This is a genomic window from Candidatus Binatia bacterium, assembly GCA_023150935.1.
In the GTDB taxonomy this organism is placed as follows: Bacteria; Desulfobacterota; Binatia; order HRBIN30; family HRBIN30; genus JAKLJW01.
The window spans coordinates 26,668-47,574 of the sequence record JAKLJW010000015.1 but is presented as its reverse complement, the minus strand read 5'-3'; the positions used below and the strand labels follow the sequence as shown (position 1 = coordinate 47,574).

Here is a 20,907-nt window from a genome sequence, read left to right as displayed (position 1 = left end):
CCTCGCCCCTGGGAGAGTGCCGCCTCTGGGCTCCTTACGGTATGTGCACGGTGGAGACCGCTGCCGTGCGCCCTTCCTGATGACAGACAATGCACGCCTCCGTGCCGTCCGGGGCCGTGTTCGTGGCGGCATGGGCGACGGCGCTATCGGAGTCGTGGCAGGACAGGCACGCGGAGGTAATCGGTGCCGTATAGCCGTCGATCACTTCGATAACCGTCGAGCCATCCTGTTCCACGTGCGATTCCTTCGTCGGCAGCGCAGCGCCCGGGTACGGGGGTATCAGATAGGTGCCGGGCAGGTGACAGGTCCGGCAATCCCGCAGGTCACCCGGGAAGAGGATGTGGCCGAAGTCGAACGCCGTGTAGTTCTTCGGCGGCGGGCCGAAGCCGTACACGATGTACGGCTGCTGCTCCAGATCGGCGCCGCGGTGAACCTTGTGCAACAGGACATCGAAGTCGATAGAGGCATCGGGCGACTGCACCGCGACCGCGTCGGGATCGTTCTTGCGCCGGGCGAAGTCGGAGCTGTTCGCATTGTGACAGAGAACGCAGTAGTCGATCTGGTTGCGCAGGTTGCCGTGCACCGAGAAGTCGACCGAGAACCGGCCGTGGCAGGCACTGCACTTCTGATCGTCGACGACGACCCGGCGGTCAACCTTCGCCGAGTTGTCCACGACGAAGCTGACGACCGGGTTGCCGGCGGCCTCCTCGACAACCTTCGGCGACGACTCCGGCGGTGTAGCAAGGGTGATTCGGGTGCGCGCTTCGGCGCCAATCGACCAGGTACCTGACGCGTCGGCCGGAATCGGCGCCGCCGGAGTATAGTTGAAGACTCCGTCCTGATCCGGGCCGATCAGCGTTCCCGACGCCCCGCCGCCGACCGCCGTCGGGGTCAGAACGGTGGCGTAGTCCGCGGTCGGACCCGCGAGAGCGAAGGCGACCCGATTGAAGACACCGAGGTCGGTGTAGGCCGTACCGTCGTCGCGCGTGATCTTGAAGGCGATGGTCGGTTTCTCGCCGGCGTGGTGGTCGGTCACGTCGACGATCTCGAAATTGACGCCCTTGAGCTGCGTCGATGCCGCGGGGATTACATGGGCGCCGGGAACGGTGATGTCGAACTCCGTTCCCTGCTCGGCCGCGTGGCAGGCGTTGCACTGGCCGTCGGGATAGCCTTTGTCCTGGAAGTGTTTGGTCCCGGGCGGGCCGGCGTCGGTCGGTTCAAGGGACGGGTTGACGTCGTCGTGGCAGGTCGCGCAGGCCGCCGCCGATGGCTTCTCTCTGTAATAACTGGCCGTGGGTCCCTCGGCATGACAGGAGGCGCAGCTCAGGAGGGTACGCGGAAAACCGACGCCGGTAATCGTGCCGTCGGCGTGCTTCTCCGCGAAAACCTCGTCGCCGATGGCGTACTTCGAACCCGGCGGTCCTTCGACCACCGAGGGCAGGTCGATGCCGGCGTGGATCTTGTGGATCATCAGTCGGAAGTCGATCGGCTCGTCGGGGGCGGCCTGTGCGGCTTCGGTGTGACAGAGCTTGCAGAGGCGCACCTCGTAGCGGCTGCCGTGCGCGGTCATCGGGTTGTGACAATGGTTGCACTGCGCCGTGGTGGTGTCTTCCCAGATCGTCGGCGGGCCGCCGGTGGGAACGAAATCGAAGACATCGTTGAATCGGTAGGCGGTGCCCTGGAAGTTGCGATTGACCTGCATGCCGACGCTGACGGTCTGGGTCGCCTCGTAACTGGCGGGCAGCGGCACGCTGAAAGTAAACCTGTACAGGCCGGCGGCCGCGTCGAGAGTCGAGAGCGTGCCGCGACTGTCATACGCAGGGTTCGTATCGTTCACGTCATTGACGTACTTGTAGAAGCGATTCGGGAGTTCCCCGCCGCCGTACTCGACCAGGTGGGCCACGGTGAAACGCACGCGGGCCTGCTGGTCCGTCTGCCCGCTCGTTAGCACCGGCGCGATCGGCGTCCCATCTTCGTCCGTCAGCCTGAAGGCGACGACAACCGTGCTGCCCTGCAGCGTGGCATCGTCGATAGCGGCAACCAAGCCGGGACCGGGAGACGGGATCGGCACGGCCGTGGGGGTGGGAGTTGCAGCCGAGAAAATCGGCGTCGGATGCGAGGCTCCATTGTCGTCACCCCCACAACCGGCCCACGCCGCCGCGCAGAGCAATGCGGCTATCGTCGCCGAAACGCGACCTGTTCCCGTTCCGAGTCGCTTCGCGTCCATTCCTCGTGCCCTCCGCAAAGTTGGAACGCTGCAACAATCTCCCGGCCAAGAGGCCGGGACTTCGCATCACTTCAGCGACATCAAGAACTTCATCAACGCTTCCTCGTCTTCCGGCGACATGTTGATCTTCTTCATCTTCGAGTCGGGGATCTTCGACTTGGGTTTCTCCAGGTAGGCGCGGATCCACTCCTCGCCGCGCTTGGTAGCGACGCCATCGAGTTTTCCACCCTTGTCTTGCTTCTTGCCGCCCACGCCACCGATGCTGTGACAGAGAAAGCACTTCTTCTTATAGATCGGCGGCTCTTCCGCGGCGCGCACCGGCGTGAAGGTGCCCAGGGCAACGCTGAACAATCCGAGCAGTGCGAGTCCCCTCATCGGTCTCCTCCTCCGTATACGCCTTACGCCCCCCGTAGCGGACGTGTCCCCGTATCACGGTTCGGTTGACGATTTAAGGGGTGGGAGAAATTCTTCCGTGGTTCCTGCCCGGAGCGAGGTAGCCTGCACCGTCGGCCGGGAGTCCGCTCGGGCGCCCAACCCGTCAGTTCCCCGGAAAACCGCCCGCCGCGGCTTCGGACGACCGGCGCTCCAGGCTCGCAACGGCACGGCTGTCGTGGTTCTCGCCGGGGTCGATGAACTCCACCGCGCCCGAGGACAGGTCGTAGATGCCACCCACCGCCTTGATCCTCCCCTCACGGTGTAAACGTCCGAGGCAGGGGCTGAGTTCGAGGAGCCGCCTTATCGTGCGCCGCGCGTGCCGGCGCGATACCTCGTCGATGCGAGCCTGCTGAATTGCAGCCGACACCTTCGTCCAATCCGCGCTCCACGCCGGGTCCACCGACTGTTGAATGTCGAGAAGGATCGGATCGAGGTGCACGCAGTCGTCGGCGCTGGCGGTTCCGCTCCCTCGCACGAAGTCCTCCACCGCCATGCGCACCGCTTTGTTGTCGCTATGGCCGAGGACCACGATCGCCTTGGCGCCGGCGATCCGGCAGGCGTATTCCAGGCTGCCGAGAGTGGTCGGAGCCGCCACGTTGCCCGTGGTGCGGACGCAGAAGATGTCCCCGGGGCCGACGTCGAAAATCATCTCGACCGGTGTGCGCGAACTCGAACCGCTCAGGACGACGGCAAGGGGGTGCCTTCCGTTCGCGGTGCCCTGACGCAGATGCTCCAGGTTGCGGGAGAGCATCTCGCCCCGGCGGAAGCGTTCGTTACCGTCGCGCAGGAACTGCACGACGTGGTCCGGCGTGAGGCTCTCCCGCAGGTCGCGAGTGACGAAGTCGACGTACTGCACCCGGTCCTCGACCTGCTCGTAGTGCGGCTTGAAGCCGAGGAGACTCACTTCGATGCCGCGCGCGGGTGCGGTTTCCTGCTCGAACTCGCGTATGACCGATACGACGTCGGCGTCGATGTAGTCGGTCCCGCGTGCGTCGATGAGGACGTGCCCGCCGGGGGCCGTTTCGGCAAGGGCGTTGCGCAGCGCCACGCGGTTAAGGAAGCTGACCTGGTTGGCGAGCTCGATCCGCAAGACGTCGCCAAAGACGTGCTTCTCGACCCGGCGCCGCAGGGGGCGGCGCAGGTTGCTGCGCAGGATGAAGACGAAGCTGAACCCCAGGCCGATCAGGGAGCCGATCAGCAGATCGGTGAACAGAATGGCCGTCACGGTGACGATGAACGGCATGAACTGATCGAAGCCGGCTTGCCACATCTGTCCGAACACCTTCGGGCTTGCCAGCTTGTACCCGGTGATGATCAGGACCGCGGCCAGAGCGGAAAGCGGAATGAGGTTGAGCCATGCCGGCACGAAGGCGACACAGAGGAGTATGAGTGCGCCGTGAAAAATCGCCGACAGCTTCGTCCTGGCGCCTGCATTCACGTTCGCGGAACTGCGCACGATCACCGAGGTCATCGGCAGCCCGCCGATCAGGCCGGCGGTCACGTTGCCGATTCCCTGGGCAATCAGCTCGCGGTTCGGAGGCGAGGTGCGTTTCTGCGGATCGAGCTTATCGACCGCCTCGAGACACAGCAGGGTCTCGAGGGAGGCCACGAGGGCCAGCGTGATCGCCGCGACGTACACCGCCGGATCGGCAAACGCGGCGAAGTCCGGAAGTTTCAAGAAGCCGGCGAAACCCGCCATGCTATCCGCAACCGGAACCTGGACCAGGCGATCGGCTCCGATCGCCCATCCACCCCCGAGGCCGGCAAAGAGGGCGCTCACGCCGACCGCCAGGAGAACCGCCGCCAGGGGGCCGGGTACGAGCGAATTCCTCAACGGACGAACGCGCTCCCAGAGCAGCATGATGCCGATCGAGAGTAAGCCGATCAGGGTCGCGCCGGTGTGGAGGCGCGAGCCCAGAAAGAGATTCGCCAGTTCGCTGAAGGTGGTTTCCCGATCGGGTTGGCGAAAGGACATCTCGCCGACGGGGTCGGCGTCGTACCCGAACAGGTGCGGCACCTGCTTGAGGATGATGATTACGCCGATAGCGGCGAGCAGACCGCGGATGACGCCGGTGGGAACGAAGTCGGCGATGGAGCCGGCGCGGGCGACCCCGAGCAGGATTTGAAACACGCCGGCAACCACGACGGCGCAGAGAAAAGCTTCGAAAGAGCCCAGGGTAGCGATCTGTGCGGCGACCACGGCCGCCAGTCCCGCGGCGGGGCCGCTGACGCTGGTGTGGGAGCCGCTCAGCGGGCCAATGAGTAGTCCGCCGATGATTCCGGCGACCAGGCCCGAGAACAACGGGGCGTTGGAGGCCAGAGCGATGCCGAGACAAAGGGGTACCGCCACCAGGAAGACGACGATACCGGCCGATAGGTCGGCGCCGAGCGTGCCGACGCTCGGCGCGGTGCGGGTCGATGCGGAGGCCATTGCGAGATCCTCTCTTCGGTATGTGCCGTCTGGCGTCCGTCAGTTGGAGGCGGCGGCGAGTTCCTCGATCGGACGCCACCTCAGCCGGGCGCCATCCCATCCCCTGAAACCGCCGGTCCGGATGTCGTAGATCCAGCCGTGCAATTCGAGGGCGCCGGTTCTCAGCCTGCCGGCGACGCAGGGATGGGTGCGCAGGTTGTCGAGTTGCGCGACGACATTCTCCTCGATTACCCGGTCGATCAGCTCCGCCTCGCCGGCACCGCCGGCCGTCGCCAGGGCCACGGCACGCGCGCGTTCCGCAAACGCGATCCAGTGGGCCACGGCCGGCATTGCCGCCACCGTCTCCGGGTGCAGCACCGCCTTCATCGCGCCGCAGTCGGAGTGGCCGCAAACGATGATGTGCTTGACGTTGAGTGCCAGGACGGCGAACTCGATCGTTGCCGAAACGCCGCCCGCGGGCTCGCCGTGGGCCGGCACGATGTTACCCGCGTTGCGGCACACGAACAGTTCGCCCGGCTCGGTCTGAACCAGCAGGTCGGGCACGATCCGCGAGTCGCTGCACGTGATGAACAGGCAAGGCGGCGACTGACCGTGGGCAAGTTCGTGGTAGAGGTCGCGGTACCGCGGATAGATCGCTTTCTGAAAATGCAGGGCGCCTTCGATGAGCTTCTTCATAATGTACCTGCTCCTTGTTTACCGGGTTGAGGTCGGCCTGACCCGCGCCGGTTTATCCCGACGGCGCGCCCTCGACCGGGCGAGGGCGCCTCCGGAGCGGGCCGGCGTGGGCGCGAACGTATGCACACCGGCGTCTTCTTCGCACACGTTTACCCCCGGGCGACCGATCGCCGATGCGCAAGACGAGAGCGGAGCGAAAAACGCTGGCGGTCCGCGAACGATCAGGCAGGAGGAGGGCGTCTGAACGCCTGCGCCTGGGGCCGGGCAGGCAGTGCGATCGCAAACAGTTCGGGCGGGTGGGTAAGGAGGCGGTCTGCGCCCGCAAACTCGGGCGCGAATCGCGGTCCGGAAAGGAGGGGCGTGCGGAACCCTGCACCGCCGGCGCTCGCAGCGCCCGGGGTCCCACCGGTAATGACGGCGACGGCGGCCCCGGCCGCCCAGCGCACGGTCCCCGTCAGGGCGCCGCTGTTACGCCGAGTGTCGCCGCCAGCACGGCGCGAGATGCCGGCTCGGTTCTGCCGTGGAGCGCGAGTTGCGAGGAAGGCCGGTTGGATGACCGCCACCGACAGACTGACGAGGGCAACGCTCGACAGGATATTGCGGCACGCCGCAGGCATAGGGAGCATCGCGTCCTTCTCGACAACAGACCCAACCGGGCCCTTGACGCTAAAGGACGAGGATGGGTCCGTCAACCCTCCGCGGTCACATCGCAGCGGTCGGAACGGCAGCGCGAGCGGGTTCACAGAGCGTCCCTCCGTCCGTGGAAACTACACCGCCAGGCCGCAGAACCCTTCCCTCCACCATCCGCATTCGCTATAGAGCGGCGGTCGCGGCCAAGGGATGCTGGCGTAGCTCAGTCGGTAGAGCAGCTGATTCGTAATCAGCAGGTCAGCGGTTCGAATCCGCTCGCCAGCTTAAGAGAAAGCCCTGAGAAATCGGGGCTTTCTGCGTCTCTGGCGCAGGCGTCGCCAACGGCCATTCGGGCGCCTGGAGGCACGGCAACGGAAATCGGCCGGGTCGGGGTGGGGTCAGCGGCGCACGCCGGAGCCTTCTTCCAGAAGCAGGCGCCGGAGCCGGGCCATCAGCTCGGCGTCGCTCAGGTCGCGCAGCGGCCGGAGCGGCCGGCGGCGGGCGCCGCGGGGGAGCCGCGGCCTGTTCGACCCCTGTCAGTCATCACCAGGCCGGTTCGTCCATGCGCGGCCGGGTCTACTGCCGGTACGCATCGCGGCGGTGTCTCACGCGAACCACGAGGACCAGGAGAGCATTGTCCTGAATCGTGTAGACGATACGATAGTCCCCCACGCGCACCCGCCAGAGGTTCTCCGCCCCCTTCAGCTTCTCCACCCCGGGCGGCCGAGGGTTTGCGGCCAGGGCGTCAATCCGCTTGCTCACGCGGACACGGTCCCGCGTGGCGAGGGCGGCCAAATCACGGGCGGCGGCCGGCTTCAGTTCGATACGATAAACCCGTGGCCCGAGGACCGGGCGGCGCTCAGAGGCCAAGGCGGGCCTTCACGGCCTCCCATGGTTCGGTACCGGGTTCCTCTAGGGCCTCGTGTGCGGCCGCCACGTCGAGGCGGTCCTCCAGTTCCCGAAGGAGCGCGTTGAGTAGGTTCACGTCCTCCACCGGCACGACCGCCACCAGGGGCTTTCCGCGGCGCGTGAGGACCACGCGCGCCTTCCCGTAGGCGGCGCGGTTGATGAGGTCCGAGAAGTGTTCCCGGGCCTCCACAGTGGTCATCGTCTCATCGTTCGGTGCCGCCATGGAAACCCTCCCAAACGTACATTTCGGAACCTATCACGGCGGCCCCGCCGGCCGCAATCGGTCTCCGGAGAACAGGCCCGCTCCCGCTGCCTGCTGCCGACGACGGGGGAGGGCTTACGCGGAGCTGAGCAGCTCGGCGGCCGTGCGTAACCGTTGCCACGGGTCCTTCACGTTCACGTACGGCTTCTTCCCGTACCGGCCCGGCAGTACCCACTCGGACTCGCGCGGCAGGCCGGCGAGAATCTGGAGAGCCGGGGCGTTCAGGTGGATGGTCTTCGCCCCGCTCTTCGAGTCGGGCAGGTTCAGACCACGCCCCTCGAAGTCGACGTGCTCCCACATGAGCGTCAGGATTTCCGACAGCCGCGCGCCAGCATCGTCTTCGCCACCTCGCGGGCGGCCCACAAGTACCCTCATCGCGAAGGAGCGCACTCTATCACACGGTGTCCACATGGCCCATGCGAGATTCGCAAGCAGCAGGTCGGCGGTTCGAATCCGCTCGCCAGCTTAAAGGAAAGCCCCGACAAATCGTGGCTTTCTGCGTTTTCGGCGCGGCAGGTCGGGACGTGACAGAAAGTGCCCTGAAGCAACCCGGAAGCACGGCAGAGGGAAAACAGGGTCGACCGGGGTCAGTGCGACGCTGGCGATTTCCCGCGGCGACGGGCGGCCAGCAGCCTCAGCGCCTGTCGGGTTTCCTGGCCTTGTGGCTGCGGACTCCCTCTCGGCGCGGCGGCCCGGCCATCTCACCCCTGTGCCCCGTTTGTACCAGGTGCAAGCGGGAGGGAGCGCCGCCAGAGCGCAGCCTGAAGGCCTCCCCCCGCTTGCGGGGGGATTAAGGGGGGCAGTGCCAGCCCGTGGAACTGCACACGAACTTGTGGGGGAACTGTACCCAGTCGCGACAGCAACCCCGGCGGATCGGTCCGGGTTGGCATCGAGCGCCGGCGGCGCGGCGAAGAAGAAGGCCGGTGAGGCCGCGGAGGAGGCTGGCGAGTAGCCGGCGCACTGGTCGGCCGGCCGCCGTCATCGCGATTATCGTCGAGGTCCACACCAAGCGGGCACTGCTCCCGCCGGTGGGACGACCCCGCGGGAACTTCGTCCTTCCAAAACACGTCCGGTAACGCTAGCTGAGCCGGATGAACAGCGGTCCGTCGCGTTGCCCCTATCCCGGGTCGAACCGGCCGGACGGTGCTGATTTTTCGGAGAGGAAACGGGATGATCCGACATTTCATTGCGGCGGCGCTGATTCTGGCGCTGGTGGGCGGTGCGACTAAGGAAGCGGCGGCCTGCCAGGGAGACTGCGGCGGCGACGGGGAAGTTACCGTCGACGATCTGATTCTGAGCGTGAACATCAGCCTCGGGGCGGCGGACGTCGGGCAGTGTCCGTCGGTCGATACCAGCAACGACGGTGAAGTCACGGTCGACGAGATCATCGGCGCCGTCAACAGCGCGTTGAGCGGTTGCGCCGAGCCGGCAGTACCGACCCCGACGCCGACGGCAACCCCCGAACCGAGCCCGATCAGCAGTTGCGCCGACGGCTTCTTCCGCGTGGCCTTCGCCGATGCCCGCGACACGAACGCCAACACGGCGACGCTCGACCTCGGGAAGGTCACTGCCGTCGACCAGATCGATCCGTCGAGTAACACCTACATTTGGGTGATCAGCGGCAACGTCTGTACGGCAGTCCCCGGCGAGCCGGCGCGCGCCATCGCGTTGCAGGGCATCGGGCAACCCGATCGCATCAAGGCGGGAGCATACGCGGTGGCATCGCCGGTGCCACCGTTCCTGAGCCTCTCGTATATGGAAACGAAGGTCACCCTGGATCCGACACAGAACTTCATCCACAACTGGGCAGCCAACGGCGGCGCGCTGGTTCTGGAGGACGCCGGCGGTGGGGCGCTGCGCTTTCACGCCAGCGGCGTGACGATGGCAAAGGGCCTGGTATTCCACGGCGCCACGGGAACGTTCACGTTGGACGTTACCGGGACGATCACCAGAGTGACTCACAACTGAACTTCGCGGCCGGCTCGCAGTGGGCCGATGCGCAGACTGCGGATTGCCTCTCTGGTCGGTGTCTCGGTGACCCTCGCGAGCGGGTGTGAGCAAATGGTCGAACGGCAGGTCGCCTGCAACATTGTGCGACCGTGCCGCATCCTGGCTGGCATGTACCGATCCATTGTCCCGCTGCGGCACCGTTACCTACCGACCGCGAGTCTCCTCGTTGGCGTGGCGCTGTCTGTCCTGCTCATACGCGACTCCGCCTATGCCGCGCCGACTCTCACGCCGCACCTTCGCCTCGCCACGTTCGCCGGCGGCTGCTTCTGGTGCATGGAAGCACCCTTCGACGGACTCGACGGCGTGGTCTCCACCACCTCCGGCTACGCCGGCGGCACCCGGTCTAACCCGACCTACGAAGAAGTCTCCGCCGGCGGCACCGGCCACGCCGAGGCTGTCCAGATCGTCTACGACCCCGAGAAGATCTCCTACGAGAAACTCCTCGACGTCTTCTGGCATAACGTCGACCCCGTTACCCCCAACCGCCAGTTCTGCGATGCCGGCGATCAGTACCGGACCGCCATCTTCTTCCATGACGAGGAACAGCAACGTCTCGCCGAAGCCTCGAAGGAGGCCCTCGACGCCTCCAAACGCTTACACCCGACCCGCCACCGATCGGTGGCAGTGACGGTCGCGGCCGGGGACCGGGGTCGATTCGCGGCACCTTCGCCCGGTCGGCCGCTTGGAACGCGGGAAACACCTCCCGGTATGTCTCCGCCAGCGGCAGGTCTACCGCGAGCGCCGGAGAATGCACGACGTCCCCGAGGGCGGCATGCCGTGCCCCCGACACGGGACGCACGTTTACCGGCGGAGGTCGAAGCGGTCGAGCTCCATCACCTTGGTCCATGCCGCCACGAAGTCGGCGACAAACTTGCCGGGGTTGTCGTCCTGAGCGTAAACCTCGGCCAGCGCCCTTAGCTCCGAGTTCGAGCCGAAAACGAGATCGGCGCGGGTGCCGGTCCACCGTACCTTTCCGGTCTTGCGGTCGACGCCTTCGTAGACCCCCTTCTCCGACCACTGCCGCCACTCGGTACCCATATCGAGCAAGTTGACGAAGAAGTCTGCGCTGAGCGTGCCGACGCGGTCGGTGAGGAGGCCATGGCGCGATCCGTTTGCGTTGGCACCGAGGGCCCGCATGCCGCCGACGAGCACGGTCATCTCGGGCGCGGTCAGCGCCAGCAACTGCGCTCTATCGAGTAGCAATTCCTCCGCCGGTGCGTCGATGCCTTCGCGCACATAGTTGCGGAAGCCGTCCGCGTGCGGCTCGAGCACCGCAAAGGACTCGACATCGGTCTGCTGCTGCGACGCGTCGGTGCGACCCGGCGAGAAAGGTACCGTCACCGCGAGGCCGGCCGCCTTCGCCGCCGACTCGACCGCGGCGCAGCCGGCGAGCACGATAAGGTCGGCCATCGAGATCTTCTGGCCGCCGGCCGCCGTCGCGTCGAAGTCCTTCCGGATACCTTCGAGCGTCTTGAGCACCCTGGCGAGGACGCGGGGCTGGTTGACTGCCCAGTCTTTCTGCGGCGCGAGGCGGATGCGCGCGCCGTTGGCGCCGCCTCGCTTGTCGGAATTGCGGAAGCTGGCCGCCGCGGCCCACGCCGTCACGACGAGGTCCTGGATCGACAGGCCGGAAGCAAGCACCTTCGCCTTGAGCGCCGCGACGTCGGCCGCGCCGACGAGCGGGTGATTTACCGCCGGGACCGGGTCCTGCCAGATCATGTCTTCGGCCGGAACCTCGGCGCCAAGGTAGCGCGACTTCGGACCCATGTCGCGGTGGGTCAGCTTGAACCACGCGCGCGCGAAGGCGTCGGCGAACTCCTGCGGATTCCGGTGGAAGCGCCGTGAGATCTTCTCGTATATCGGATCGAAACGCAGCGACAGGTCGGCCGTCGTCATCATGGGCGAATGCTTCTTCGACGGATCGTGCGCGTCCGGTATCATGTGCTCGGGCCTCACGTCCTTCGCCACCCACTGCTGCGCCCCGGCGGGGCTCCTGGTCAGCTCCCACTCGTAGCCGAAGAGTATGTCGAAATAGCCCATGTCCCACTTCGTCGGGTTGGGCTTCCACGCGCCCTCGATGCCGCTGGTCGTCGTGTGAACGCTCTTCCCGGAGCCGAACGCGTTCTTCCAGCCAAGGCCCATCTCCTCGATCGTCGCGCCTTCGGGCTCGCGACCGACCAGCGCCGGATCGCCGGCGCCGTGCGCCTTACCGAAGGTGTGGCCACCGGCGACCAGCGCGACGGTCTCTTCGTCGTTCATCGCCATGCGCGCGAAGGTCTCGCGCACGTCGCGGCCCGAGGCGACCGGGTCCGGGTTACCGTTCGGCCCTTCCGGGTTCACATAGATGAGACCCATCTGGACCGCACCGAGCGGGTTCTCGAGCTGGCGTCCGCTGCTGTACCGTTCATCGCCGAGCCAGGTCGTCTCCTGGCCCCAGTAGACTTGGTCCTGCGGTTCCCAGGTGTCGGCGCGGCCGCCGCCGAAGCCGAAGGTCCTGAAACCCATCGACTCGAGCGCCACGTTGCCGGCGAGAATGAGGAGGTCGGCCCACGAGATCCGGTTGCCGTACTTCTTCTTGATCGGCCACAGCAGGCGGCGGGCCTTGTCGAGGTTGGCGTTGTCCGGCCAGCTATTGATCGGCGCGAAGCGCTGGTCGCCGTTTCCGGCGCCGCCGCGACCGTCCGAAATGCGGTAGGTGCCCGCGGCGTGCCACGCCATGCGGACGAACAGACCCCCGTAGTGGCCCCAGTCGGCCGGCCACCAGTCCTGAGAGTCGGTCATCAGGTCCGCGATGTCCCGCTTGAGCGCGGCGTAGTCGAGCTTCTTGAACTCCTGCGGGTAATCGAAGTCGCGACCCAGCGGGTTCGAGCGCTCGGAGTGCTGGTGCAGCATCGCGACGTTCAGTCGGTTCGGCCACCAGTCGCGGTTTGATTGCGCGCCGGCGACGGTTCGGGAGCCGGTCATCGAGGCGAATGGACATGTGGCTTCCTTATTCATAAGGACTCCTCCCTGAGGATTGACGCTCCGTCGACCGTAACCCTGCTTCGTCCCTCGATCAAATGCTTCCAACCGATCCATCCGATGGGCGGCGCCATGTGTTCAGCGTGACGGCTACTCCTCGTGATTTTCCATGGCAAGCCGCGAGAGAGCCGATCAGGTCGACAGCCTCGGGCAACCCCCTCGCCTCATCGACGAGTCGGAGGCCATTCGGCTCATCTGGACGAAGCAGGATGCCCGGGTATCCAAGTACCCCCGGCGGGCGTCGCACACCGCGGTCATCCCTGGCTTTCGAAGTCCTCCCGCGCCGGATGGCATGCGGACAGAGTACAGATGGCATCCTGCTCAATACTGGCCATGAGCAGCCGTCGAACGCGTGCGGTGCCGCGCTTTCTCGAAGGGCGGAGCCTCAGCGCTTCCCATGGCCGGCGACGGCAAGCTCGCGGCAATCTCCCACGGCTGGAGTGGCGTTTCTGGCACCGCCCTCCATCATCGCCAGTAGAGCAGCGACCTCAGGGAAAACCCGTGGGGTGCCACGGGTAATTCCCATATTGCGATTTCTTTGGACAAACGATACTTGCGCACGACGCCAAATGACGAGCGCGGGTGGTGTTCAACCGGCCGTCGCTCCCAAACTGAATGGAGGGGGTACACGATGCGTACGGGAAAGAGCGTAGTCCGGGCAGGCGAGCCGGCGACCTGGTCGCGGATAGCCGCGTGTGTTGGTCTGGCGATCGCGATCGGCTGGTTGGGCACGGCCGTCCCGGCGAGGGCCGCGGTGGTGTGCGTGCCGAATGACGGCATCGACGGGAGCTGCACTTCGGGTCTGGGCGCCGCGACTATCGGTGCGGGCGTGGCCCTGGCGGCGGCTGGCGGTGGGGACACCGTCCTTGTGGACGACGGTGCGTACGTTGAGAACGTTGGTATTGACCGCCAGATCGTGCTGAAGTCGCGCAACGGACGTGCGCTGACAACGATTACCGGCATCACGAACGGCGCGCTTGGCACAATACGAATAACTGCGGGCGTGAACGGGGTGCAGATCGGGGACATCGGACAGGGCTTCACGATCGTCGGCATCGACAACCCGAGTCCGGGCCTGGAAAGCGCGGCGGTGTACTTCCAGGGGAATCACGCCGGTGCCGTGGTCAGCGACAACGAGATTGTCGCGGCCGGCGATGCCGGGTTAATGACCGAGTACGGGGCGACGATCTCCAGTTTCGTCATTTCGGGAAACACGTTCAGCGGCCAGACGTTCACCGGAGCGAATCCCGCCGGATGCGGCTTCGGGTCGCAATGGACGCTGGCAAACGTCCCCCGCCAGCTCGTCGTCATCAGCGGTGGTTCCGGGGGCGGATCGCATTCCGGTATTACCTTTACCGGGAACGTCGTAAGCGGTACGGCCGGCGGCTGCAGTAGCAGCGGGATTGGCGTCGGCGGGTGTACGGCCGTCGGACAGGAACAGGGCAACACCCTGGTGACGATCGATGCCAGTGGGGCGACGATCAGTGGAAACACGTTCTCCGGGACGACGGCGCGGTCGGCGACCAGCTTCCGGGCCCGGGGCCCGAGCACGACGGTGAGCGGCAACTCGTTCATCAGCACGGGGCTTGTGGCCTCGTGCACCGTTCCAACCGCTCCGCTGGGTACGGGGCACGTGTACACGCAGGCCACCGGGCAGACCGTTGGCAGTCTCGTTGCGGCGAACGGCTTCGACCGAGGCGTGTACGTGGACGGACCCGATGGGACGGTGGCGCTGAGCATCGAAGCAGTCGCCGGGTCGCCGTTGTTGCCGGCGAGCACCACGGTTGAGGTGCTGGCCGGGACTTATGCGGAGCAGGTGAGCATTACGGTGAGCGGCACGACGGTGAATGCGCAGCCCGGGGCGCTCGTGCGGCCGGCGACGGTAGTAACCGACACGACGCAGGGGAGCCCATGCTCGAATGGCAATGGCACCGCGATTGTGTTGGTGTCGGGGGCGACAGGCGTAACCCTCAACAATCTGAGCGTCGACGGTTCGCTTGCCGCTGCCTTCAATCCAACGCGCTTCGTCGGCATCTATTATCGGAATGCCTCCGGAGCGATTAACGGCGGTTCGGTGACGAACATCCGTAACGATCCGCTCGATGGGGTACAGGGCGGGTTGGGAATACTCGTCCAGGCGAAAGGACCCGACGTGGCCGACGTCGACATCGCCGGGGTGGCCGTGAGCGGGTATCAGAAGAACGGGGTCACGTTCAACGGTTGCGGGTGTGCGGATACACCCGACGGGTTGGCGACGGGGTCCATTACCGGCGCCACCGTGACGGGCGCCGGCGCGACGCCGCTGATTGCGCAGAACGGCGTCCAGGTTGGATTCGGCGCGGGTCCGGTGACCATCAGCGGGAACGTCATCAGCGGCCACCGGTACATCGGCGACCCGGACAACGGCACGGGCGCCGGAGTGTTGATCTTCTCTGCAAAGAACAACGTCATTACGAGCAACTCAGTTGCGCAGAACAACAGCGGCATCGTCTTCGCCGGTGGGGATTTCAGCCTGTGCTCGCCTGGGGATGCCACCGGGAACACCGCGTCGTGCAACCTGATTACCGGCCACGACCAGGTCATCGCCAACCCGGACGATCTACCGAACCCGTTCACGGAGAGCGGCGTAGCCTCGGACACGGCCCTCAACACGGTGGAGGACAACTCCATCACCGGGAACGCCATCGGCGTCGACGCCTCGAGCATCAGCCTCGGAAGCCTGGATGCCGAAGACAATTGGTGGGGCTGCGTTGCCGGACCCGGGAACGCCGGCTGCGATTCGGTGGTGGGCAGCGTGAACTTCTCCCCGTTCCGCACCACCCCGTCACCGTGCGTGGCATGCACGCAGGACTCGGACTGTGACGACGGAGTCGGCTGCAACGGGGTCGAGACGTGCAATATCGGAGGTGGCGTGTGTGTGCCGGGCACGCCGGTGGTTTGTGGCGATGGCAACGAATGCACCAGCGACGCCTGCGTGGAGCCGGCCGGATCGTGCCCGTACGCGCTCTTACCCAACGGTTCGGCGTGTTCCAGCGGGGCCTGTCAGGACGGTCTCTGCAGCATTGCCGGCCTGAGCGTAGGCTACCTGTCGTTGAACCAGGGGCAGGTGCCGAATACCGACCGTATCCGCCTGCGCGCCGAACTCGATGCCACGACCGGTCCGACGTTCGTTGACGACGTCGACAACAACGGTGCCGTTCTCGTCGTCGAAAGCACCGTTGGAACGGTAGCGACGCTGCCGTTCACGGGCGCCCAGTGCACGGTGAAGCGCGGCAGCATCCACTGCAAGGACGCCGCGACCAAGAGCTATGTGCGGTTTTCGAAACGACGCGTACCGCTGTTCTTCCGCGTGCGCGCGGTCGGCAACGGGCTGACCTTCTCGTTGCCGGGAGTCGGTCAAACCCCGTTACGGGTTCGCGTACAGACGGTGTCGAACTACACAGAGCGGCAGGACACGATCGCCAGTTGCGCGGCGCGCGGCGCTCGCATCCTGGCCTGTCGCGACGTGCCGTAAAGGAGATGCTCCGGCAGGACGCGCCGGGCCCGCCGGACGCCTACCCCGACTCCCACCGGATCGGGGCGGGCGTCCGGCGGCCGATCGGGCATCGCGTCGACCCGCGCCTATTTCTCCGGTGTCCTTGAACACCTCGCTCGTAAGCCTCGAAGGCGGGCTGGGAAACTCCGCGTCCCAGCACGTTCCGTCGGAGCTGGCCACTTGCGCGGTCAACCCGGCATCGAGCTAACCGAGGTGATGCGGCACGAGCGAGCCCTGGGTCCCTGGCTCTGAACGCGATCTTGGTCGCGCGTGCCGGCACGCACCACGCGGGAATCGCGATGCATCCGCACCCGAGAACGAACGCGCCCGTGCCGCGACGAGCGCGGCACGGGCGCGTTTCTCCGAAAACGACTCCGCTAACGGCGCTAACTGCGCTGGCCGATCTTTCGGCGCAGTACCGACAACCCCGCCAACCCGCTGCCGAGAAGCAGCAGCGTCGCAGGTTCCGGCACCTCGGTCAGCACCAACATGTCCTGCCGCAGACTGCCATTGGTGAGGTGCGTGGTATTCAGCGCCCCCACGGCGTACTGGCCGCCGTTGTTAGCCTTTGCCGCAGCGAGCGACCCGAACTGCGTCGTCGCCAGCGTGATAAAGGCGTTGCTCCCGCAGGCGTGCTCGTCCTCGAGGCACCAGATCGCATCCTGCAGCAAACCCGCCGACGACTGGCGACCGGCTCCGGGCGTGTAGTTGTACCCGAGCAGCGTACCCTTGGCGAACTCCATGTACAGGAACGCCGCGCCGACCGAAACCGGATCCGGGTTGCCGCCGCCGACGCCACCGTTCACGGCGGCGCCACTGATCGCGTAATTAACCGTCTCGGGGGTACCGATGTATTCGTTCTTCTCCAAACAGAACGACTCGAACCCTCCGTTAACCACGGCGTTCGCGTGGTAGTAATTCAGCACGCTAGTTAACGGGTCGCCCGAGATGGGCTTGACGTTGAACTCCCCCCCGCTCCCCGTGAAGTAACCGTTGATTCGCGATATCGTGACACTCAACCCCCGAGCTTCAGGCGCCGTCGCCAACAACGTCAGCATTCCCAGGAAAACAACCTTTGCCACCATGCGTTTCATCGCTTCTCCTCCGCGTAACCTTGTGTTGCAGCCTCCCCTCACCGCCCCACCGGCTGACCCGGCAACCCGGCTTTTCCGCCGTGCCCTTCCCCGGTCAACCGATCGTGTCTCCATAACCGGGGTTTCCGGCTCAGAGACGACGCCACAACAGAGCTACAGCACGATGCGTGCCAGAGAAGGCCGGCCGCACCGTGGCCCGATCGACAGCCGCGACGCCGCAGGGCATCCCCGAGGGCGTAAACCGTTCCGACGCGCCATGTCGCCCGAGTCCGCAACCGGCCGATTCCACAAGACAAGTGCAGGCTCTGGAACTGTCAAGACCTCCGACGCGCACGTGCCCAATCGGCCGCATCTTCACTATCCGTGACACATGGCGTGCGTCCTCGCATGCGCGCGGCGAGCCAGGTCCAGCCCCCCAATCCAGCACTAGCGCGGAGCCCCCGGGCGGCGCACATCGCCACTGGCGATTGCCTGCTCGCCGCGAGTGAACTCTCAGATCTACGCCCGACCTGATCCCGATCGGAATCGGCATCGCGGCACACACCCGCTCCGGGCTCGATCGCGGAGCACATCGCGGGAGGATACCGATACCGAACGCTAGGCAGCGACGGGCGACGGCAGCACGCCGTCACAGCGCGTAGAAACGCCGGGAGGACGGGGTCCTCCCGGACTCGGAGCTATACGGCCACCACCCACTGGCGGCCGTCGCGCTCCAGCAGAGCGTCGGCAGCGGTCGGCCCCCAGGAGCCCGCGGGGTAGTTCGGGAAGTCGCGCGGCTGCAAGGCCTGCCACACATCGAGCACCGGCGTCACCACTTTCCAGGCCTCCTCGACCATGTCGGCGCGATGGAACTGCGTCGAGTCGCCGATCATGCAGTCGTAGATGAGCGTCTCGTATCCCGTGGCCCCCGTGTCTTCACCGAGGTCACGATAAGAGAACTGCAGCTCCACCGGCGCCAGTTGCAACACGGGACCGGGCACCTTGGCTTGAAAGCTCAGGGAGATGCGTTCGTCGGGTTGAATGTGAATGACCAGGCGGTTCGGTTGCTGCCCGCACTCGCCGGGTAGCAGGGTCAGCGGCGCACGACGAAACTGAATGACGATCTCCGTGTCGTGCTTCGCCAGCCGCTTGCCGGTGCGCAGATAAAACGGCACGTCGGCCCAGCGCCAGTTTTCGACGTACAGCTTCATCGCCGCGTAGGTATCGATGGACGACGTCGGATCGACACTCGGCTCGGCGCGGTACGCCGGCACGTCGTGGCCCTCGATGGCCCCGGACCCGTACTGCCCGCGTACCGTCTGCTGCAAGACCTCCTCGTCCTTCAGACGCCGGATCGCGTGCAGCACCTTCACCTTCTCGTTGCGCACGTCCTCGGCCTCGAACGAAACCGGAGGCTCCATGGCCACCAGACAGAGCAACTGGAACATATGGTTCTGCAGGATGTCGCGCAGTGCCCCGGCGGTGTCGTAGTAAGCGCCGCGGCCCTCGACGCCGAGGGTCTCGGCCACCAGTATCTGCACGTGGTCGACGTAACGGCGGTTCCAGATAGGTTCGAAGATACCGTTCAAGAAGCGGAACATGAGAATGTTCTGAACCGTCTCCTTGCCGAGGTAGTGGTCGATGCGAAAGATCTGCGTTTCGTCGAAAGCCGCCAGCAACTGGCGATTAAGCGCCTGCGCCGAGGCGAGATCGCGCCCGAAGGGCTTCTCGACGACCAGACGCGACCAACCCCCGGCGTCACCCACCGGCTTGACCAGCGAGGCCGTCCCGAGGTGCGTCGCAATCGTGCCGAAGAACTGCGGCGGCGTCGCCAGGTAATATAACGCATTGCCGGGCGCTCCACTGGCTTTGGCCGCGGCGGCGATGCGCTCCGCAACCTTCTGGTAGGTCGCCGCGTCGTCGAACTTCCCCCTCACGTAGAAGCAGTTGCGCCGCAGGCGCGCCCACTCATCGGGCTCAAAAACCCCGCCGTGACTCTGCACGGCCTCGGTCAGCCGGGCGCGAAACGATTCGTCGTCGTAGTCGTCCATGGCTACGCCGACGATGGCGAACTGCGACGCCAGTAATCCGTGATGCGCCAGGTTGTAAAGGGCAGGTGCGAGCTTGCGCTTGGTCAGGTCGCCCGCCCCCCCGAAGATCGCCATCACACACGGATCGGCCGCCCGTGCCGTCCTTATCGCCTTCCCCGTCGCTCCCATCGAGACCCTCCTACCCTTTCCGCAAGGGGTTAGTCCCCTCACCTGCTCGTTTGCCGCATGCAACTCTTTCTACCACACAGAGCACATCCAACCACGCCGACCTGGCTACCAGCCGTCGCCTTCGCCACCCGCGCGGAAGGCCGGGAAACTGCCGTTGCCAATCGAGTTGCGAAGATGGATACTCGTCGCAGAGTCGCGGCAGGGCAAGAAAACCCGCATCGCCCGAACCTCGGACGATGCCCGCAGACCGCGCGGCAAGTGGAGTAATGGCGACGCGAACGGCAACGGCGCATCCCGCAGTGCGCGCGGCTGTTATGGTCCTCGCGACCGTCCTCGCCGCTGGCTGCGGCTCATCCTCGTCCGAATCGCCGCCCGACCGGGAGCCGGCACGGCCGGCGAAACTGTGGGGCATTGATGCCAACTACGTCATGGCCTTCGAGGAAAGCGGGCGCACCTGGAGTACCGGAGGCGTGCGGGTCGATCCGATCGAGGAAATGCGCCGAAACGGCGCCGATGTCTTCCGCTTGCGCCTGTGGGTGGAAGACCAACCCGGCAACCTCGAGCCGGGCACCCTCGACCGCCACGCGCGTGCTCTCGCCCGACGCGCCCAGACGGCGGGTCTGTATGTCATACCAACTCTGTTCATGAGCCAGGGTTGGGGAGCGGACAATCGTCAGGATGCCCCCGCCGCATGGGCAAACCTGTCCGTGGACGACCGGGCCACAGCGGCCCGCGCCTGGGCTCGCGACGCCGTTGGACTCCTGCTCGCCGACGGGCTCAGGACATCCACGTACGGAATCGGCAACGAAACCGACTATGGCTTCTGTGGCGCCTTCGAGATCTCCGACGATCTCGACTACCTGCGGCGCAACATCTGGCCGGATGCAGCCAAACTGATGCGCGCTACTCTCGCGGGCATCGAGGACGCCACCGGGCGCAACGACCTCGAGATCATTCTGCACATATCGCGCGGCTACGACTCCCGTCTGGCGGCGGCGTTCTTCTCCACGATGCGCGCCCACGGCATACCCGTCTCACTGGCCGGACTTTCGTATTACCCCTCGGACTGGGGGGCGGACCGTACCGCACAGTTCGACACAACCGTCAGCCGTCTCGTCACCGATCTGGCTCTGCCCGTCTTCGTCGCCGAGTACGCTTACCCGGCGGAGGCCTCGTCGACGAACTGCTGCCGCCTGAGCAGCTATTGCTGCACGCATTTCTGCTGCTGCCACCGCTGCGCGATCGATGGCTATCCGTTGACGGAGGCCGGACAGGCCGGCTTCGTCCGCGACCTGCGGCGGCGGGTGTTCGAGGACCCACGCTTCGCCGGCGCCGTGTATTGGTCGCCGGAAGAGGCGGTGCGTCTGTTTCGTTGGTCTGCCATGGGCCTCTTCCAGCCCACTTTCGACGGCCACGCCCCGGGCCCCCGCCAGGCTCTCGCCGCCCTCGCTGCCCCGGGCCCCTGAGTCCCCTCCGCGCC

The 20,907-nt window shown here is 66.0% G+C and carries 14 protein-coding genes, 1 tRNA gene and 1 pseudogene; 5 read left to right on the top strand and 11 right to left on the bottom strand.

Going from position 1 to position 20,907, the window contains the following annotated elements; genetic code table 11:
- Positions 1 to 34: 34 nt before the first annotated feature.
- The 5 genes from L6Q96_10920 to L6Q96_10900 form a co-directional block, all read right to left on the bottom strand.
- Positions 35 to 2,227, bottom strand: a complete 2,193-nt coding sequence (locus tag L6Q96_10920) for an OmcA/MtrC family decaheme c-type cytochrome (GenBank protein ID MCK6555073.1) — start codon at positions 2,225 to 2,227, stop codon at positions 35 to 37.
- A 66-nt stretch (positions 2,228 to 2,293) separates the two neighbouring features.
- Positions 2,294 to 2,602 (bottom strand): cytochrome c, encoded by a 309-nt coding sequence (locus tag L6Q96_10915; GenBank protein ID MCK6555072.1) that lies wholly within the window; start codon positions 2,600 to 2,602, stop codon positions 2,294 to 2,296.
- Positions 2,603 to 2,765: 163 nt separating this feature from the next.
- On the bottom strand, positions 2,766 to 5,093 hold the full coding sequence (locus tag L6Q96_10910) for a sulfate transporter (GenBank protein MCK6555071.1): 2,328 nt from the start codon (positions 5,091 to 5,093) through the stop codon (positions 2,766 to 2,768).
- A 39-nt stretch (positions 5,094 to 5,132) separates the two neighbouring features.
- Entirely contained in the window at positions 5,133 to 5,768 is a 636-nt protein-coding gene (locus L6Q96_10905; GenBank protein ID MCK6555070.1) for a carbonic anhydrase, read from the bottom strand.
- A gap of 221 nt (positions 5,769 to 5,989) precedes the next feature.
- Complete coding sequence (locus tag L6Q96_10900) at positions 5,990 to 6,394, bottom strand: hypothetical protein (protein ID MCK6555069.1); 405 nt, start codon at positions 6,392 to 6,394, stop codon at positions 5,990 to 5,992.
- Between the two features lie 216 nt (positions 6,395 to 6,610).
- On the opposite strand from L6Q96_10900, the gene L6Q96_10895 reads away from it, so the two are divergent.
- A tRNA-Thr gene (locus L6Q96_10895) sits at positions 6,611 to 6,683 on the top strand.
- Between the two features lie 291 nt (positions 6,684 to 6,974).
- Here L6Q96_10895 and L6Q96_10890 read toward each other — a convergent pair.
- From L6Q96_10890 to L6Q96_10880, 3 genes are all read right to left on the bottom strand, one after another.
- On the bottom strand, positions 6,975 to 7,223 hold the full coding sequence (locus tag L6Q96_10890; protein MCK6555068.1) for a type II toxin-antitoxin system RelE/ParE family toxin: 249 nt from the start codon (positions 7,221 to 7,223) through the stop codon (positions 6,975 to 6,977).
- 34 nt (positions 7,224 to 7,257) lie between these two features.
- Complete coding sequence (locus tag L6Q96_10885; GenBank protein ID MCK6555067.1) at positions 7,258 to 7,530, bottom strand: type II toxin-antitoxin system Phd/YefM family antitoxin; 273 nt, start codon at positions 7,528 to 7,530, stop codon at positions 7,258 to 7,260.
- Positions 7,531 to 7,644: 114 nt separating this feature from the next.
- Positions 7,645 to 7,932, bottom strand: coding sequence for a hypothetical protein (locus L6Q96_10880; protein ID MCK6555066.1), 288 nt, complete (start codon positions 7,930 to 7,932; stop codon positions 7,645 to 7,647).
- A gap of 807 nt (positions 7,933 to 8,739) precedes the next feature.
- On the opposite strand from L6Q96_10880, the gene L6Q96_10875 reads away from it, so the two are divergent.
- Together L6Q96_10875 and msrA are read left to right on the top strand one after the other, a co-directional pair.
- Positions 8,740 to 9,537: a hypothetical protein gene (locus L6Q96_10875; GenBank protein MCK6555065.1), complete on the top strand. Its 798-nt coding sequence runs from the start codon at positions 8,740 to 8,742 to the stop codon at positions 9,535 to 9,537.
- Positions 9,538 to 9,687: 150 nt separating this feature from the next.
- Positions 9,688 to 10,170: pseudogene (gene msrA, locus L6Q96_10870) on the top strand (peptide-methionine (S)-S-oxide reductase MsrA).
- Between the two features lie 210 nt (positions 10,171 to 10,380).
- Here msrA and katG read toward each other — a convergent pair.
- Positions 10,381 to 12,576 (bottom strand): catalase/peroxidase HPI, encoded by a 2,196-nt coding sequence (katG, locus tag L6Q96_10865; GenBank protein MCK6555064.1) that lies wholly within the window; start codon positions 12,574 to 12,576, stop codon positions 10,381 to 10,383.
- Between the two features lie 655 nt (positions 12,577 to 13,231).
- On the opposite strand from katG, the gene L6Q96_10860 reads away from it, so the two are divergent.
- Complete coding sequence (locus tag L6Q96_10860; GenBank protein ID MCK6555063.1) at positions 13,232 to 16,114, top strand: hypothetical protein; 2,883 nt, start codon at positions 13,232 to 13,234, stop codon at positions 16,112 to 16,114.
- A 407-nt stretch (positions 16,115 to 16,521) separates the two neighbouring features.
- Here L6Q96_10860 and L6Q96_10855 read toward each other — a convergent pair whose 3' ends face one another.
- Positions 16,522 to 17,229 carry a PEP-CTERM sorting domain-containing protein gene (locus tag L6Q96_10855; GenBank protein ID MCK6555062.1) on the bottom strand — a complete coding sequence of 236 codons (708 nt, stop codon included), beginning with the start codon at positions 17,227 to 17,229 and terminating at the stop codon, positions 16,522 to 16,524.
- A 677-nt stretch (positions 17,230 to 17,906) separates the two neighbouring features.
- Positions 17,907 to 19,427 carry a glucose-6-phosphate dehydrogenase gene (gene zwf / locus L6Q96_10850; protein ID MCK6555061.1) on the bottom strand — a complete coding sequence of 507 codons (1,521 nt, stop codon included), beginning with the start codon at positions 19,425 to 19,427 and terminating at the stop codon, positions 17,907 to 17,909.
- Between the two features lie 266 nt (positions 19,428 to 19,693).
- On the opposite strand from zwf, the gene L6Q96_10845 reads away from it, so the two are divergent.
- On the top strand, positions 19,694 to 20,893 hold the full coding sequence (locus L6Q96_10845) for an arabinogalactan endo-1,4-beta-galactosidase (GenBank protein MCK6555060.1): 1,200 nt from the start codon (positions 19,694 to 19,696) through the stop codon (positions 20,891 to 20,893).
- Positions 20,894 to 20,907 lie beyond the last annotated feature (14 nt).

Coding starts and splice junctions, on each gene's coding strand:
- L6Q96_10920 (MCK6555073.1), bottom strand. CDS start 2,227: ATGGACGCGAAGCGACTCGGAACGGGAACAGGTCGCGTTTCGGCGACG.
- L6Q96_10915 (MCK6555072.1), bottom strand. CDS start 2,602: ATGAGGGGACTCGCACTGCTCGGATTGTTCAGCGTTGCCCTGGGCACC.
- L6Q96_10910 (MCK6555071.1), bottom strand. CDS start 5,093: ATGGCCTCCGCATCGACCCGCACCGCGCCGAGCGTCGGCACGCTCGGC.
- L6Q96_10905 (MCK6555070.1), bottom strand. CDS start 5,768: ATGAAGAAGCTCATCGAAGGCGCCCTGCATTTTCAGAAAGCGATCTAT.
- L6Q96_10900 (MCK6555069.1), bottom strand. CDS start 6,394: ATGCTCCCTATGCCTGCGGCGTGCCGCAATATCCTGTCGAGCGTTGCC.
- L6Q96_10885 (MCK6555067.1), bottom strand. CDS start 7,530: ATGGCGGCACCGAACGATGAGACGATGACCACTGTGGAGGCCCGGGAA.
- L6Q96_10875 (MCK6555065.1), top strand. CDS start 8,740: ATGATCCGACATTTCATTGCGGCGGCGCTGATTCTGGCGCTGGTGGGC.
- katG (MCK6555064.1), bottom strand. CDS start 12,576: ATGAATAAGGAAGCCACATGTCCATTCGCCTCGATGACCGGCTCCCGA.
- L6Q96_10860 (MCK6555063.1), top strand. CDS start 13,232: ATGCGTACGGGAAAGAGCGTAGTCCGGGCAGGCGAGCCGGCGACCTGG.
- L6Q96_10855 (MCK6555062.1), bottom strand. CDS start 17,229: ATGAAACGCATGGTGGCAAAGGTTGTTTTCCTGGGAATGCTGACGTTG.
- zwf (MCK6555061.1), bottom strand. CDS start 19,427: ATGGGAGCGACGGGGAAGGCGATAAGGACGGCACGGGCGGCCGATCCG.
- L6Q96_10845 (MCK6555060.1), top strand. CDS start 19,694: ATGGCGACGCGAACGGCAACGGCGCATCCCGCAGTGCGCGCGGCTGTT.